Annotated in this window: 15 protein-coding genes and 1 riboswitch; of the genes, 11 read left to right on the top strand and 4 right to left on the bottom strand. The window is 29.4% G+C overall.

Going from position 1 to position 16,932, the window contains the following annotated elements; translation table 11 throughout:
- Positions 1-31 precede the first annotated feature (31 nt).
- Both ACTTAX_RS06265 and argF read left to right on the top strand, forming a co-directional pair.
- Positions 32-1,198: an aspartate aminotransferase family protein gene (locus tag ACTTAX_RS06265; protein ID WP_440693695.1), complete on the top strand. Its 1,167-nt coding sequence runs from the start codon at positions 32-34 to the stop codon at positions 1,196-1,198.
- 2 nt (positions 1,199-1,200) lie between these two features.
- Positions 1,201-2,130 carry an ornithine carbamoyltransferase gene (argF, locus tag ACTTAX_RS06270; protein WP_440693697.1) on the top strand — a complete coding sequence of 310 codons (930 nt, stop codon included), beginning with the start codon at positions 1,201-1,203 and terminating at the stop codon, positions 2,128-2,130.
- Here the strand turns inward: argF and ACTTAX_RS06275 are convergent.
- Positions 2,122-2,661 (bottom strand): c-type cytochrome, encoded by a 540-nt coding sequence (locus tag ACTTAX_RS06275; protein ID WP_440693699.1) that lies wholly within the window; start codon positions 2,659-2,661, stop codon positions 2,122-2,124. The two genes, argF and ACTTAX_RS06275, sit on opposite strands and share 9 nt — an antisense overlap.
- A gap of 93 nt (positions 2,662-2,754) precedes the next feature.
- On the opposite strand from ACTTAX_RS06275, the gene kdsB reads away from it, so the two are divergent.
- The 5 genes from kdsB to recR all read left to right on the top strand — a co-directional run bounded on the left by kdsB (position 2,755) and on the right by recR (position 7,035).
- Positions 2,755-3,486, top strand: a complete 732-nt coding sequence (gene kdsB / locus ACTTAX_RS06280; RefSeq protein WP_440693700.1) for a 3-deoxy-manno-octulosonate cytidylyltransferase — start codon at positions 2,755-2,757, stop codon at positions 3,484-3,486.
- Positions 3,486-4,322 carry a prephenate dehydratase domain-containing protein gene (locus ACTTAX_RS06285; protein ID WP_440693703.1) on the top strand — a complete coding sequence of 279 codons (837 nt, stop codon included), beginning with the start codon at positions 3,486-3,488 and terminating at the stop codon, positions 4,320-4,322. Before kdsB ends, ACTTAX_RS06285 begins: the two co-directional genes overlap by 1 nt.
- 138 nt (positions 4,323-4,460) lie before the next feature.
- The gene (dnaX, locus tag ACTTAX_RS06290) at positions 4,461-6,110 is read left to right on the top strand and encodes a DNA polymerase III subunit gamma/tau (RefSeq protein ID WP_440693704.1); all 1,650 of its coding nucleotides are present in this window, start codon (positions 4,461-4,463) and stop codon (positions 6,108-6,110) included.
- A complete protein-coding gene (locus ACTTAX_RS06295; protein WP_440653501.1) occupies positions 6,103-6,420 on the top strand; it encodes a YbaB/EbfC family nucleoid-associated protein in 318 nt (105 codons plus the stop codon). The genes dnaX and ACTTAX_RS06295 overlap by 8 nt, the downstream gene beginning before the upstream one ends.
- A 3-nt stretch (positions 6,421-6,423) precedes the next feature.
- Positions 6,424-7,035 carry a recombination mediator RecR gene (gene recR, locus ACTTAX_RS06300; RefSeq protein WP_440693706.1) on the top strand — a complete coding sequence of 204 codons (612 nt, stop codon included), beginning with the start codon at positions 6,424-6,426 and terminating at the stop codon, positions 7,033-7,035.
- Here the strand turns inward: recR and ACTTAX_RS06305 are convergent.
- A complete protein-coding gene (locus ACTTAX_RS06305; protein WP_440693708.1) occupies positions 7,022-9,184 on the bottom strand; it encodes a malate synthase G in 2,163 nt (720 codons plus the stop codon). The genes recR and ACTTAX_RS06305 overlap by 14 nt on opposite strands.
- A gap of 79 nt (positions 9,185-9,263) precedes the next feature.
- A riboswitch (glycine riboswitch) is annotated at positions 9,264-9,351 on the bottom strand.
- A gap of 104 nt (positions 9,352-9,455) precedes the next feature.
- Between ACTTAX_RS06305 and ACTTAX_RS06310 the strand changes: the two genes are divergently transcribed.
- Positions 9,456-10,550 (top strand): acetyl-CoA carboxylase carboxyltransferase subunit alpha, encoded by a 1,095-nt coding sequence (locus ACTTAX_RS06310; RefSeq protein ID WP_440693710.1) that lies wholly within the window; start codon positions 9,456-9,458, stop codon positions 10,548-10,550.
- A 3-nt stretch (positions 10,551-10,553) separates the two neighbouring features.
- Here ACTTAX_RS06310 and secA read toward each other — a convergent pair whose 3' ends face one another.
- Positions 10,554-13,088 (bottom strand): preprotein translocase subunit SecA, encoded by a 2,535-nt coding sequence (gene secA / locus ACTTAX_RS06315; protein ID WP_440693712.1) that lies wholly within the window; start codon positions 13,086-13,088, stop codon positions 10,554-10,556.
- A 65-nt stretch (positions 13,089-13,153) separates the two neighbouring features.
- Here secA and argJ point away from each other — a divergent pair, with 65 nt between their 5' ends.
- Positions 13,154-14,455 (top strand): bifunctional glutamate N-acetyltransferase/amino-acid acetyltransferase ArgJ, encoded by a 1,302-nt coding sequence (argJ, locus tag ACTTAX_RS06320; RefSeq protein WP_440693714.1) that lies wholly within the window; start codon positions 13,154-13,156, stop codon positions 14,453-14,455.
- Between the two features lie 39 nt (positions 14,456-14,494).
- Positions 14,495-14,923 carry a DUF1178 family protein gene (locus tag ACTTAX_RS06325; RefSeq protein WP_440613456.1) on the top strand — a complete coding sequence of 143 codons (429 nt, stop codon included), beginning with the start codon at positions 14,495-14,497 and terminating at the stop codon, positions 14,921-14,923.
- On the opposite strand, the gene ubiG is transcribed toward ACTTAX_RS06325, so the two are convergent.
- On the bottom strand, positions 14,920-15,642 hold the full coding sequence (gene ubiG, locus ACTTAX_RS06330) for a bifunctional 2-polyprenyl-6-hydroxyphenol methylase/3-demethylubiquinol 3-O-methyltransferase UbiG (RefSeq protein WP_440613455.1): 723 nt from the start codon (positions 15,640-15,642) through the stop codon (positions 14,920-14,922). The two genes, ACTTAX_RS06325 and ubiG, sit on opposite strands and share 4 nt — an antisense overlap.
- Before the next feature lie 76 nt (positions 15,643-15,718).
- Here ubiG and ACTTAX_RS06335 point away from each other — a divergent pair, with 76 nt between their 5' ends.
- Complete coding sequence (locus tag ACTTAX_RS06335) at positions 15,719-16,930, top strand: aspartate kinase (RefSeq protein WP_075505992.1); 1,212 nt, start codon at positions 15,719-15,721, stop codon at positions 16,928-16,930.
- Positions 16,931-16,932 lie beyond the last annotated feature (2 nt).

The raw sequence follows: 16,932 nt of genomic DNA on the forward strand, positions 1-16,932 counted from the left end.
GAAATAAAATTTATAAAAACAAAATTAATTTATGAGCAATTTAGCAAAAAATTATAATAGAAAAAAAATTTCATTTAAATATGGTAAGGGAAGTTATCTTTACTCCACTAATGGAAAAAAATATCTTGATTTTGTGATGGGTATTGCGGTTAATTCCTTAGGTCATGCTCATCCAAGTTTAGTTAAAACAATCAATAAGCAATCTAAAAAACTTTGGCATGTTTCAAATGCTTTCCAAATTCCAGAAGGAGAAAATTTAGCCAAAAAGCTATGTAAAAAAACATTTGCTGATTATGTAATGTTTCAAAACAGTGGAGCAGAAGCTACAGAGGCAGCTATCAAAGTTGCTAGAAGATATTTTTTTTCAATAGGTAAACCAAATAAAAATAGAATTCTATGTATCAAAAATTCATTTCATGGAAGAACATTGGCTGCAATTTATGCGAGTGGATCAAAGAAGATGACCGAAGGATTTGGTCCTAAAGTCAAAGGTTTTGATCATTTTACCTTTGGAGACCACAAATTATTAGAAAAGAAAATCACAAAAGACACTGCAGCAATAATGATTGAAACAATCATGGGAGAAGGGGGAATAAAAGTAATTCCAGACTTCTGCTTAAAAGAACTTAGAAAATTATGTAATAAGAAAAAAATTCTTTTAATTTTGGATGAAGTTCAATGTGGAATAGGCAGATCAGGGGATTTTTTTGCATTTGAAAAATCTAAAGTAAAACCAGATATAGTTCCAATAGCTAAAGGAATTGGAGGTGGGTTTCCAATAGGAGCTGTCCTTATGAATAAGAAAGTAGCAGCAGGCATGGTACCTGGAACTCACGGATCTACATTTGGAGGCAATCCACTAGCTATGTCAGTTGGTAATAGAGTGATGGATATAGTTTCAAATAAAAAGTTTTTAAATAATGTAAAAAAATTGTCTAAATATTTCATAACAAACTTAAATAAAATTAAGGAAAAATATCCTAGTATTATTAAACAAATAAGAGGAAGAGGTTTTTTAATTGGAATACAGCTGCATCAAGATCAGACAAATTTTATTAAAAAATTAATGGAAAATAAATTATTAACTATTCGTGCAGCAGAAAATGTAGTCAGAGTTTTACCACCTCTTAATGTCAAAAAAAGTGAGCTTGATGAAGCTTTAAAAATTATAAATAAAGTTTGTAGTGAATTTAAATAGTTATGAAACATTTTGTAAATTTGAAAGATATTCCTAGTAAAGATTTAAGAAAAATAATTACTGATGCAAAAAAAAGAAAAAGTTCTAGAAAAAAACTTAATACATTAGAGACAGATAAAGGTGCTCCGTTAAAAGGTAAAATTTTGATCCAAATGTTTGAAAAACCAAGCCTAAGAACAAGAATGAGTTTTTATTTAGCAATAAAACAGCTTGGAGGAGGCACTATAACGCTTAGATCCAATGAACTTCATCTAGGCCAAGGTGGTGAAAGTATTTCTGATACAGCAAAGGTTCTATCAACTTATGGTGATGGATTTATGTTGAGAACAGATAGTGATAAAAAAATTGAAGATTTTAGAAAATATTTATCTATTCCAGTTATTAATGGTTTGAGCCCATCTTCGCATCCAACTCAAGTGCTTTCAGATATTTTTACAGTTGAGGAGATTATAAAAAAACCCATTTCTAAATTAAATATTTGCTGGATTGGTGATTCAAATAATGTTTTGGATAGTTTAATCGCTGCCTCAGTTAAATTTTCTTTCAAATTAAGTATTGGTTGTCCAAAAAATTTTGAACCAGGAAAAGAAGTAAGAAATTGGGTGAAAAAAAATAATAAAAAAATTTATATTTATAATGACCCAAAAAAAGCTGCTAGTGGAGCTGATGTAATTTTTTCTGATAAAGTTATTTCGTTAAATGACAAAGTAAATAAAAAGAAAAAAATTCAGGCATTTAAAAAATTTAAAATTGATAAAAAATTAATGAGTTTTGCAAATAAGAATTGTATTTTTTTACATTGTCTGCCTAGAGGGAATGAAGTTTCTGAAGATATTTTCTTAGGAAAAAAATCTCATGTATGGGTTCAGGCTCTTAACAGAGTTCATGTTCAAAAAAGTATACTTTTGTATTGTTTTGGAAAATTAAGGTAGTGGAACAGGGCTATCTGAATTTTCATTTAGATACTTTATTACAGACGCTCTATCTGCCTCTTTTCTTAAACCTGCGTAAGCCATTTTTGTACCTTTAATGTATTTAGCAGGTTTTTTTAGAAACCCATTTAGCTCTTCAAATGTCCATTCTTTTTCATACGCAGCTAATGCTTTTGAATATTTATAATCTTCAACTGCTCCAACTTTTCTTCCAACGACATTATATAAAGCTGGACCTATAGCATTTTTTCCACCCTTAATTATTGAGTGACAGGCTGCACACTTTTTAAATATTTTTTCTCCACTTGCTATATTTCCCATAGCCATTAATGCAGCAATGTCGATTTTTTCTTCTGCAGCAGTTGTTGTTGAAGATGATGCGGTAGATACCTGTTCAACTTCCACCTTGTAACCTGGGGTTTCAGGCTTTTCTACATGAAAAATCACATCAGATAATTTTCCTATACCAATAACAAGAAGTGCAACCATTAGAACTGCAGCTACAATTTTGTTAATTTCAAAAGAATCCATTTTTATAAATTTAATTTTGAACGTATAACATGATAAATTAAAATTTGACTAAAATTTAATGTACAAATTTGCCTCTATTTTAATTAGTGATCAATGAAAACTCTTATAATTATACCTTCTAGATTGTCCGCAACTAGGCTTCCAGGAAAACCATTATTAAAAATCAATGATATTTCAATTATCTCACATGTATACAAGAGGGCAAAAGAGGCAAATATTGGAGAGGTAATTGTTGCTGCAGAGGATCAAGATATTGTCAATGATGTTAAAAATAATGGAGGAAATGCTATTTTAACAAGTGATCAACATAATACTGGTACAGACCGAATATATGAAGCTTATCAAAAACTCAACTTAGATAATATTGATTTTATAATGAACCTACAGGGTGACGAGCCAGCAATAAATATAGAGGATATTGTAAACCTAAACCAAATGATGATAGATCACAAAGCAAAAATAGGAACCCTTTCTGCTAAAATTGAGAATAAATCAGATTTAGCAAATGAGAATATAGTTAAAGTTATTACTGAAAATAATTTAGAGGATGACCCGTTTTCTAAAGCAAAAATATTTTTAAGAAAATCTGAAGATACCTTAAATATTTATCACCATATTGGAATTTACTGTTATTCACCTGAAATTCTTAAAAACTTTGTTGAATTACCACAATCAAAAAATGAAATTGAAAATAAATTAGAACAACTTCGAGCTCTAGACAATAATATCAAAATAAATGTTGCTCTAGCAAGCAAAGCCCCTATAGGAGTTGATACAGAGGAAGATTATCTGGCCTTAAAAAAAATAATGGAATATAAGTCCTGATGGGTAAAATATATTTTCAAGGAACATATGGAGCTTATTCTCATTTAGCAGCATTATCAATCGACCCTGATGCTGAAATTTTACCTTGTAAAACTTTTGATGATTGTTTTAATAAAGCTTCGGAAGAACCTGATTGTAGAATAATAATTCCAGAGTCTAATAGAATTACAGGTAATATAGGAATTGAATATTTAATCTTTAAGCACAGGTTGAATATTTACCGAGAGCACTTTCAAAAAATCGAACATAATTTATTAGGTCAACAGGGAGCTAAACTTTCTGATATAAAAGAAGTTTATTCTCATGCACAGGGTTTGTCGCAATGTTCAAATTTTATAAAAGAAAATAATATTGCTGAACATATAAGAGCAGATACAGCTGGATCAGCTGAAATGATTTCTAAAACAAAAGACAAAAAACAGGCAGCAATAGCATCATCTCTAAGTGCTGAAATTTATAATCTTGATGTAATTAAAAAAAATATAGAAAACGAGAGTGGAAATTTAACACGATTTCTTTTTATGGGAAAAAATATATCTCAACCTGAGTTTGGAGATAAAAAATATATAACTTCATTTTTATTTAAACTTAAAAGTAAACCTGCAGCTCTTTATCAATCGCTGGGAGGATTTGCTATCAATGGAGTAAATCTTACTAAGCTTCAAAGTTACCCTGAAAAAAATTCTTTCGACTCTTATTTTTTCTTATGTGATTTAGATGGACATATTGAAGATCCAAAAGTTCAAAAATCTCTTGAAGAGCTAGGCTTACATTGTGAGGATTTTCACGTCCTAGGTGTTTTTGAAGCCGATAGTTTGAGACAAAAAAAACAATAATCTTTTCTTGTAGATTAGAAATTTTAACTGCTATAATAGATTTGGAGGCTAGAGGTGGATGCTGCTTGAACCCGACCAGATCTTAACGGAAGCAGTCGTAGAGACAGTTATTCAGGTTCTAGTCTCCTTAAAAAATTTATGAATAACAATTCAAAAGTACTAGCTCTTAAATATAGACCTCAAATATTTGATGATCTTATTGGTCAAGAAGTTGTTGCTGAAACAATTATAAATTCAATAAAAGCTGACAAAGTACCTAACGCATATTTGTTTACTGGAATTAGAGGTATTGGAAAAACTACAACCGCAAGAATTGTAGCAAAAGCCTTGAATTGCTCAAATGGCGTTGAAAAAATGTGCATTGATAATTTGTGTGAAAATTGTCAGTCGATTGCAAACTCAAGTCACATTGATGTACTTGAAATGGATGCGGCCAGCAAGACAGGAGTTGATGATGTTCGAGATCTAATTGAGTTTTCCAGATACGGACCTACTTCAGCAAAGTACAAAATTTTTATAATCGATGAAGTTCATATGTTAAGTAAACAAGCTTTTAACGCTTTACTAAAAACATTGGAAGAACCACCTTCATATTTAAAATTTATATTTGCCACAACAGAAATAAAAAAGATTCCTATAACAGTCGTTTCAAGGTGTCAGCGTTTTGATCTTTCAAGGATTAAATCTTCTGAATTGTTTGATTTTATAAAAAAAATTAAAGATAAAGAAAACGGAAAAGTTAGGGACGACGCTCTAAAATTAATTGTAAAAATATCAGAGGGCTCAGTAAGAGATGCATTATCTCTGTTAGATAGAGCGTTATTGAGTTTAGATAATGGTAAAGAACTAGATTTAAATTCTGCTCAAAAGATTTTTGGTTATTTTGATAAATCACAATTAATTGATTTATTTGAATTGATATTAAGAGGAGAAGAAGAAAAGGTAATAAAAATTTATAGAAAAATATATGATCAGGGAGTTGAACCAAAAATATTTTTAAATGATTTTTTAGAACTGTTGTATTACTTTAAAAATATAAATTCTTTAACTTTAGAAAGCACAAATTTTTCTCTCAATGATGAAGAATTTAACAAAATAAAAAATATTTCTAATCAAATCAAACCAGATGTATTAATTTTATTTTGGCAATTTTCTATCAAGTCGTTAGAAGAATTAGATATTGTATCAAATCAACATTTATCAATTGAGATGTTTTTAATTAGATTAATGCACTTAAGTTCTGTAAAACAAGTCAAACAAATAGACACTAGACCTACAGAAGAAAATTCAACTAGCAAAATTGAAATAAAAAAAGAGACTAAAATTATTGATCAAATAAAAAATATTTCTCAAGAAGAAAAAAAGAATCCTGAAATACAAACTGAAGTTAAAGCAGAAATTAAAACTCAAATTAATTCTTTTGATGAATTAATTGCTACTTGCACAAGTAAAAGAGAATTAAAACTTAAATTTGAATTAGAGAAAAATGTCAATTTGGTTAAATTTGAAAAAAATAGGATTGAGATTTCATTTAATGACAGCCTTGATAAAGATTTTGTAAAAGATCTTTCTACAAAGCTTTTTGAATGGACAAAAGAAAGATGGATTATCACACTTAGTAAATCAAAAGGAGATCTTTCAATTAGAGAAAAGAAAGAAAATGAAAAAAAAATATTAATTGAAAAAGCTAAACAAACTGAAATTTATAAAAACTTTATGGAAAATTTTCCTGATGCAGAACTGGTAGATGTTAAATCGATAATTAAGGAGGATAAAAATAATGACTGATTTTAATAAAATATTAGACAAAGCAAAAGAACTTGAAGCAAAAATGAAAGAGAGTCAGCAAAAAATTAAGGAGATTAGAGTAGAGGGTATTTCTGGCTCAAATTCAGCAAAAATCGTCTTGGATGGAGAAGGTGAAATGCAATCAATTAAACTATCAGATGAAATAATGAAAGAAGACAAATCTATAATAGAAGATTTAATTGTAGCTGCACATAATAACGCCAAATCACAATTAAAGTCGAAAACATCAGAAGAGATATCAAAAGCTACAGGTGGATTTGGAATACCTGGTTTTAAGTGGCCACTATAGTAGATGCAAAATATTAACGAGATTGAAGAATTAATAAAATTAATTTCAAAGCTTCCAGGTTTGGGGCCAAAATCTGCCAAAAGGATTGTTTTAAAACTCATTAATAGCCGCGATGAATTAGTAAAACCAATGGCAAATACATTGGCTCAAGTTTATAAAAATGTAACTAGATGTAATTCTTGTGGTTCACTTAAATCAATTTCAACTGGATGTATAAATTGTGAAAATACAAAAAATAAATATTCAAAGATTTGTGTTGTAGAAGACATTGCTGATCAATGGTCGATTGAAAATTCAAATATCTATCAAGGATATTTTCATATTCTGGGAGGCACCATTTCATCAGTAGGTCAAAGAAAAGAAGATTTACTAGTAAATTCGCTGGTTGAGAGAGTTAATCGAGATAAAATTGAAGAAGTTATATTAGCTACAAGTGCAACTGTTGAAGGTCAAACTACTGCTTACTACATTCAAGATAGCCTAAAAAATTCTAATGTAAAAATTACAAAACTTGCACAAGGGTTACCTGTAGGTGGTGAAATTGAAAGTTTAGACGACGGGACTTTATTTTCTGCTTTTAAAAATCGGTCTAACTTAGTTTCTAATTCAGATTAGACTTTTTAGTAAGTCTATTTAAATGCAGTAAAGGTTCAGTATAACCAGATGGTTGCTCTTTTCCTTTAAATACCAAATCACAAGCAGTTTGAAATGCAATTGAATTTTCAAAGTTATCACTCATTCTAACATAATTAGAGTCATTTTTATTTTGATCATCAACAATTTTAGCCATGTCTTTAAGAATTTCTACAACTTGAATTTTTGTTGTAATTCCATGGTGTATCCAATTTGCAATATGTTGAGATGAAATTCTAAGTGTGGCTCTATCTTCCATCAAACCTACGTTATTTATATCTGGTACTTTGGAGCACCCAACTCCTTGATCGATCCATCTGACCACATAACCTAATAAAGTTTGAGCTGAGTTAGAAATTTCTTTATTAATTTCATCCACAGACCAATTTGGTCTATCAGCGGTAGGTATTGTTAAAAGATCATCAAGCTTTGCTTGTTCTCTATTTTTAATTTTTTGTTGTTCATCAAAAATATTTATTTCATGATAATGTAGCGAATGCAAAGCTGCAGCAGTTGGAGATGGAACCCATGCACAATTTGCACCTGCTTTTAAATGTCCAGTTTTTTGCTCCATCATATCTTTCATTTTATCTGGCATTGCCCACATTCCTTTTCCAATTTGAGCTTTTCCAGAAAATCCACATTTTAAACCAATATCAACATTGTTGTTTTCATATGCTGTAATCCATTTTGAAGTTTTCATGTCACCTTTTTTAATCATTGGACCAGCTTCCATAGAGGTGTGCATTTCATCACCAGTTCTGTCTAGAAAACCTGTATTTATAAAGAAAACTCTATTTTTTAAGGATCTAATGCACTCTTTTAAATTAGCTGAGGTTCTTCTTTCTTCATCCATTATTCCAATCTTGCAGGTGTATTTTGGTAAACCTAAAACTTCTTCAACTTTTGAGAAAAGCAAATCAGTAAATGCAGTTTCATCTGGTCCATGCATTTTTGGTTTCACGATATAAATAGAACCAGTTCTTGAATTGGTTTTTTTCTTAATATCATGAAGGGCTGCAGCAGTAGTAATGAATGCATCCATTATTCCTTCTGGAACTTCACTACCATCTTTTAAAATTATTGATGGATTAGTCATTAAGTGACCAACATTTCTAACTAGCAGTAAACTTCTTCCATGAAGCTTTAAACCTTTTCCATCTTTTGAAATATAGCTTCTATTAGGATTAAGTTTTCTTTCAAATAATTTTCCTTCTTTTTCAAATTTTGATTTTAGATCACCTTTCATTAGACCTAGCCAATTTCTGTAACAAACAATTTTATCTTCTGCATCTACAGCAGCTACACTATCTTCGTTATCGCATATAGTTGACACCGCAGATTCTAAAATTATGTCACTAATACCAGCATGATCTTGTTGAGCCGCAAAAGCTCTTGAATCTTTTAAAATTTCTATATGTAAATTGTTATTTTTTAAAATTATAGCAGACGGGTTGTCAGCTTCACCCCTATGACCAATAAACTTATTCTCATCTACCAAATCGTAAATATCAGCACCTTTTAAAGCTTTAAATTTTCCATACTTAACCGCAAAACTTGTAATTTTTTGCCAACTCAATCCTGCTAATGGAAAATATTTATCTAAAAAATCTCTTCCATATTTTATTACCATCTCACCTCTTAACGGATCGTATCTTTCAGATACGCTATCTTCTGATTGTTCAATTACATCTGTTCCATACAGACTATCGTATAAGCTCATCCATCTAGCATTAGCTGCATTTAATGCGTATCTCGCATTCATGACTGGTACAACAAGTTGAGGCCCAGCAATACTTGTTATTTCCTCATCAACATTTTGAGTTGATATTTCAAAATCGTCACCTTCTTCTTTCAAATAACCAATTTCTGTTAGAAATTTTTTATATTCTGACAAATTAAATTCATTTCCCTTATTTTTTATATGCCAATTGTCTATTTGTTTTTGTAAGTCTTCTCTAAATTTTATTAATTCTTTATTTTTAGGTGCTAATTCATTGACTGTTTTCTCGAACCCTGACCAAAAATTATCAACAGATAGATCTGTTTCTTTTAATAGCTCGTCGCTAATAAATTGAGAAAGTTTTTCAGATACTTTTAAAGTTTTAATATTTATATATTTTTCTTGCATATCACCTAAATTACCCCATCTGTATTTTTGCCTGAGAGTTTTGCTCCTTCGGCGGAATTAATTCTCTTTCCAGAGTGTTATGCAACTATCGGTCCTTTTTACCTGAGAGTTTCCGGGGTGGTTGCTCCTTCGGTGCTAAATTTAATAGTCTCTCCCGACAATAAAATATGTATCCTCTTCTAGAAAAGAGTCAATTAATAACAATTACACTTTAAATTAAATATCATTTTATTGCCTTTTTTATGAATTAACCATCCGCTATAACCTTATTATGAAAAATTATCTTAATTTTGAAACTGAGATTAAAGATTTAGAGACAGAATTGGAAAAATTAAAAGATCCATACAATCAAGAGGGATTATCAGAAGTGGATACCCAAAAAATTTCAAAAACACAAGTTGAGTTAGATCAAAAATTAAATGATATATATTCAAACCTAGATCCATGGCAAACCACCATGGTTGCGAGACATGAAGACAGACCAAAGTCTAAATTTTTCATAGATAATTTATTCGAAGATTTTATTTCTCTATCTGGAGATCGTTATTATGGTGAAGATAAATCTGTACTTACTGGTTTTGCAAAATTTAATGGTCAGTCAGTTTTAGTTATCGGTCAAGAAAAGGGTGAAGATTTAGATAGCAGAATTCAAAGAAATTTTGGGATGATGCGACCTGAGGGTTATAGAAAAACTATTCGTTTAATGAATTTAGCAAATAAATTTAAAATTCCAATTATCTCTTTTATAGACACGCCAGGCGCTTATCCTGGTGTTGGTGCAGAGGAAAGAGGTCAAGCTGAGGCAATAGCAAAATCAATTGAATGCTGTATGGAACTTAAGGTTCCAACTATTGCAATAATTATAGGTGAAGGTGGATCAGGTGGTGCGATTGCATTAGCATCGTCTAACAAAGTTATCATGCTAGAAAATGCTATTTATTCAGTTATATCTCCTGAAGGCTGTGCAACTATATTATGGAGAGATCCAAAAAAAATGCTTGATGCAGCAAAAGCAATGAAGCTTTCCGCAAAAGATTTATTAAAATTAAAAGTTATTGATGAAATAATCCCAGAACCTTTAGGTGGTGCTCACAGGGATAGAGACCTGATGCTTGATAACGTTAGAAAATCTATTTCTACGAATTTAGATCAATACAAAGAAATGACGTCAGAAGATATAATGAATGAAAGAAAAAATAAATTTTTAAAAATTGGAAGAAATGATGGTTTTATGAGCAATGTAGAAGATTTAAGTAATTTGACCATTAAGAAAAATAATTTTAATAACATTTTCAAATCAAAAAAATTATTATTTGGTATTGGTGGAGGGTTATTATTTTTAGCTTCTTTATTTTTTCTTTTTTAAGAATTACAAAGCTCCATGGCAATGTTTAAACTTCTTGCCCGATCCACAGAAGCAAGGTTCATTTCTTCCCATTTTTTTGGCTTGTGGTTTTGGATTTACTCTTTCCTCATTGGAAGATCTTTCTTCTGTTATAACTTTTAAATTCATTAAAATTGTAACGTAGTCTAATTTTAGTTTTTCTAATAAATTTGAAAATAAATCAAAAGCTTCTTTTTTATATTCAACTAAAGGATCTCTTTGACCGTAAGATCTTAATCCAATCACTTGTCTAAGTTGTTCTAAATATTGTATATGTGATTTCCAATTCAAATCTATTGTTTGCAAAAATATTCTTTTTTCAATTTCTTTTGCATGCTGCTCGTTTAGAACTTTAATTCTTTCATTACGTGTCTCATTAAATTTTGAGGATATTTGCTCTTTCAGTTCATTATCTTTTGCAGAAATCAAACTTTCAAGTTCGGCATCATTAAAACTTTTCCCAACAATTTGCCTAACTTTATTGTTAAATTCATTACTTTTTGGATTAGATAGGTTTTGAATTTTTAATTTTATCAAGTCTTCTGATATTTCTTTTAAAAATTCGTCGGAATAATCAAAAATATTTTCACTATTCATTGCATTTTTTCTTTGAGAAAACACAACATGTCTTTGGTCATTTAAAACATTGTCAAATTTGATAAGTGTTTTTCTGATATCAAAATTTCTGGCTTCAACTTTCTGCTGAGCTCTTTCTAATGCTTTGTTGATCCAAGGGTGATCAATACTTTCACCATCTTTTAAACCAAGTTTTTCAAGCATATTATTCATAGATTCTGAGCCAAAAATTCTCATCAAATCATCTTCTAAACTTACATAAAAGACAGAACTACCCTCATCTCCTTGTCGTCCAGCTCTTCCTCTTGCCTGATTGTCCACTCTTCTAGACTCCATTCTTTCTGTACCAATTACAAATAAACCACCTAGAGATTTAATTTTTTCTTTATCTATTTTTAACTGATCATCAGGAATTGATCCTTTTTTTCCACCAAGCTGGATGTCAACACCTCTACCAGAAATACTGGTTGTAATTATCAAAGATTTTTCTTTTCCTGCATTTGCAATAATTTCAGCTTCATTTTCATGGTTCTTTGCATTTAAAACTACGTGTTTAATATTTTTTTCATTTAATAATTTAGAATAAACTTCAGATTTGTTGATACTAGATGTGAAAACCAAAATTGGTTGACCAATTTCATGTTTTTCAATGATCTTATTAATTATTGCATCATTTTTTTCTTTTTCAGTTCTAAAGATCAAATCATTATAGTCCTTTCGGATCATTTCTTTATTTGTTGGGATTACAACCACTGAAAGATTATATATTTCAAAAAATTCTTCAGATTCTGTGACTGCAGTACCGGTACAACCTGATATTTTTTTATATAGTTTAAAATAATTTTGATAGGTAATTGATGCTAAAGTTTGATTTTCATTTTGTATCTGAATTTTTTCTTTAGCTTCAAGAGCCTGATGAAGTCCATCTCCAAATCTTCTTCCTTCTAGAATTCTACCAGTTAATTCATCTATAATTTTAAGAACTCCGTCTTTAACTATGTAATCCTTTCCTTTTTCAAATAAGTGATTTGCACGGAGTGCTTGATTTACATGGTGAACTAAATGAAGATTTTCTGGATCATAAAAATTATCATTTTTTAATATACCAGCATTAGAAAAAAGTTTTTCAACATTATTAATACCCTCATTTGTTAAAAGTATACTTTTTTCTTTCTCATCTATTTCAAAATCTTTATTATTTAAAATTTTAACAAGTTTATCTATTGCTAAGTATTGAGCAGTTTTATCTTCTGCAGCTCCAGAAATTACAAGTGGAGTTCTTGCTTCATCAATTAAACAAGAATCTATTTCATCTACAATTGAAAATGCATGAGATCTTTGAACCATCTCTTTTTGAGAAAACTTCATGTTGTCTCTTAGATAATCAAATCCTAATTCACTGTTGGTTGCATAAGTAATGTCACAATTGTAGTTTTTCTTTCTTTCCAGATCATCTTGGTCATTATTTATAAATCCAGAAGTAAGACCTAGAAAATTATATATTAGACCCATTTCCATTGAGTCTCTTTTTGCTAAATAATCGTTAACTGTTACTATATGAACTCCATTTTCAGAAAGCGCATTTAAATAAGCCGCTAAGGCAATAGTTAGTGTTTTTCCTTCACCCGTTCTCATTTCAGCAATTTTACCTTCGTGGAGAACTACTCCCCCGATAAGTTGAACATCAAAATGTCTTTCTTGTCTTGTTCTTTTTGCAGCTTCCCTTACTAATGCAAATGCTTCAGGTAGAATTTCGTCTAAACTTTTTCCATTTTTTAATTGATTTTTAAATTCAATTGTTTTTTTTGGAAAGTCTGTATCACTCAATTTTATGAATTGTTCCTCTTGTGAATTTATTTTTTCTACAACTTTTCTAATTCTATCTAGTTCTTTTTGATTACTAGATTTGATAAATTTTGTAATTATGTTAAACGGGTTAAACATGACTATTTGATTTATTCTTTAAATATATTGTTTAATATATGTATTAAACAATTATTTTAAATATCATGGGTATTAATTTAACAAATTTTTTAACCTCGAAATCAAAAAATACCAGAATGATGGATTTCCAAGACCTTGATCATATAGATGGCTTATCTATTTCAGCTCTAAGTGCAGATTTATATAAAACTAAAAGAGATGATTTAGTAATGTTTTACTTTAGAGATGGTGCAAATCATGCCTCTGTCTATACACAGTCAAAAGTTATCTCAGAAAATATTAAATGGAATATAAATCAAAAATCAAAAAAAATTTATTCTCTTATTGTAAATACTAGAAATGCAAATGCTTTCACAGGTAAACAAGGTTACGAAAGTTTAGCAAAAATTGCTGATTTAACTTCTGAGCAATTAACAAAAAAACAAGTTGAAGATGAAGATTATCCAAAGAAAATTACTTCAAAGGAAATTATTTTTGGATGCACAGGTACAATAGGCGAAACCTTTCCATGTGAAAAGATTATAGATCAAATTCCAAACTTGATTAAAAAAATCAATTATACACAAAACAAATTTCTTTGGATGAAAGCAGCCTTAGGAATAATGACTACTGATACAAAACCAAAACTTGCGATGGATCAATGTAAAATTGGAGATAAAGAGGTAAAAATTTATGGTGTTGCTAAAGGTTCGGGTATGATATTTCCAAATATGGGAACCACTTTGGCATACATATTTACAGATGCCAACTTATCGAATGATATTTTAAGTAAATTATTAAAAAAAAATATTACAAATACATTTAATGCTATCTCGTGTGATGGAGACACTAGCACAAATGATATGGTTAGTATTTTTGCAACAAATAAAGCAAACAATTCAAATATTAAAAGTATTAATGATATAAAACTAAAAAAATTCGACAAAGCATTAAACAATGTTTTATTAAATTTAGCTAAGAGAGTAGTTTCAGATGGAGAAGGAGCATCAAAATTTGTCACTATAAATATTAATAAAAGCAAAAGTGAACAAGATGCAAAGACAATTGCTTTCTCAATAGCAAATTCAGCTTTGGTAAAAACAGCTATTGCGGGAGAAGATCCAAACTGGGGACGAATAGTGATGGCAATAGGAAAAGCAGGACCAAAAATAAATTTAAATAAATTAGGTTTGAAATTTGGAAATTATCAAATAATTCAGGATGGAAAATTACACAAGAACTACGATGAAAAATTAGTAGCTGAGTATATGAAAGGTGAAAATATAGAAATCAACGTAGATTTGTTTACTGGTCCTAAAAGCTTTACTGCTTTTACTATGGATTTTACAAAAAATTATATTGAGATAAATGCTGATTATAGAAGTTGAACATATTGAAATATAAATTTTGATAACTAATTCTATACTATGATAAAATACAAACTTTTGTGTAACGACTGTGAATTAAAGTTTGATAGTTGGTTCTCTACTTCATCAGAATATGAAAAATTAAAAAAGAAAAAACTTTTAATCTGTCACAACTGTAATTCTGAAAAAGTTGAAAAAACATTAATGGCTCCTCAGCTAATAAGTAGAAAAGCTAAAAATGAAGAAAAATTTGATACTCAGAAGTATAAAAAAATTAAAAAAACAATTAAAAATTATCAAAAGTTTATAAAAGATAATTTTAAGTACGTTGGGGATAATTTTGCATATGAAGCTAGATCTATTCATTACAATAGTAAGAAACCTATAAAAGGGATATATGGTAAAGCCTCTCAGAAAGACGTTAAAGAGCTCAAAGAAGAGGGCATAGATACACAATTAATTCCTTGGGTTGATGAAAAAGAAAATTAGTTTTTCTTAAATTCAGCAATATAATTTACTGATAAATCTTTTGAAACATTCCATTCATCCTTTAGAATGTTAAAATTCATTCCATCAATTTTTTTGAGATTTAGATTGTTCTTGATTAGAATATTTTTTAATTCCTCAGGCTTAACAAACTTTTCCCATTCATGGGTGCCAATAGGAAGCCATCTCAAAACATATTCTGCACCAACAATTGCAAATATATAAGATTTTAAGGTTTTATTTATAGTTGCAACAAACATTAATCCATTTTTTTTTAAAAGGTTAGCACATGATTTTAAAAAAAAATCAACATCCTCAACATGTTCAACAATCTCCATGTTCAAAATTACATCAAATTTTTTTGTAGTTTTTAGTTTTTCAGGCGATGAACATATATAGTTTATTTTAAGATTGTTTTTTTTTGCATGTAGGTTTGCTATGGCAATATTTTTATTTGAAGCATCGATTGCTGTAACATTAGCTCCTAATCTACACATGGGCTCAGATAACAATCCACCTCCACATCCAATATCAAGGACATTTATTCCAGAAAGAGGATATTTTTTATTTTTAAGTTGAAATTCCTTAACTATATTTTCTTTAATATATTTTATTCTTATAGGATTAAATTTATGAAGAGGTTTAAATTTTCCTTCTGGATCCCACCATTCGGCCGCCATATTTGAAAATTTTTCTATTTCTTTTTTATTAATACTGTTCATAATATATAATTAGTTGACATAACAATTAAGATGTACTTTATCAATTTATAATTAAATTATATTAATTCAACTGATCATGAAAACTGTTGTACTAAAATTTGGCGGAACTTCTGTTGGTAGTATCGATAGGATAAAAAAAGTATGCAAAATTATAGCTGCTTATAAAAAGAAAAAAAATAGAGTTTTGGTGATTTCATCTGCAATGAGTGGAGTAACCAATGAGCTCGTAAAAAAATCGAAGCAAATTAGTAATAATTTTAGCAGATCTGAATATGATGCACTTGTATCCACTGGAGAACAAGTTTCATGTGCTTTAATTGCTGGAAGACTTACTCATGATGGTTTTAAGTCTAGGTCATGGGTTTCTTGGCAATTGCCAATAATTACTGATGGACCTTATTCTGGAGCAAGAATAAATAAGATAATTACAAAAGAATTAAATAATTATGTGAAACAAGGTGGGATCCCAATTGTTACTGGTTTTCAAGGAATTAATAATGAAAATAGAATTACCACAATAGGAAGAAGTGGTTCTGATGCAACTGCAATAATGTTAGCAAAATTTATTAAAGCTGATGAATGTATTATTTATACAGATGTCGATGGTGTTTATACTACTGATCCAAGACAACATAAAAAAGCAAAGAAAATTAAAAAAATATTTTATGACGAAATGTTGGAAATGGCATCATTAGGATCAAAAGTGATGCAACCAACATCGGTTCAAGATGCAAAGCTAAATAATATTGATATTAAAGTTAAGTCTTCATTTGTTAGTAAACCAGGTACATTAATAACAGGCTCTAAAAAAGCGTTTAGCGATCAAATAATTACCGGGATATCTTCAACTAAAAATGATGCTAAGATCACAATTGTAGGAGTTAAAGATAGACCTGGTGTTGCTGCTTCAGTTTTTAGACCACTATCAAGAAATTTAATTAACGTTGATATGGTTGTACAAAATATTTCTCAAAATGGAAAAGATACTGACTTAACTTTTACGATTAAATCTGATGATCTGAAAAAAACTGAGAAATTAATTAAGCAAAATAAATCGATATCTTATAAAAAACTTTCTTTTGATAAAAATCTTTCCAAAGTTTCTATAATTGGAGTTGGGATGATTACTACACCTGGAATTACTTACAGGATGTTTCAAGCTTTAGCTTCAAAACAAATAAATATTTTAGTTATATCAACATCTGAAATTAAAATTTCAGTATTAGTTTCATCAAAAAATGTAAAAAAAGCAATAGCTGCTCTACATAAAGAATTTAAACTAGATTAAAC

Origin of the sequence: Candidatus Pelagibacter sp. HIMB1695, assembly GCF_052047655.1 — a bacterium.
In the GTDB taxonomy this organism is placed as follows: domain Bacteria; phylum Pseudomonadota; class Alphaproteobacteria; order Pelagibacterales; family Pelagibacteraceae; genus Pelagibacter.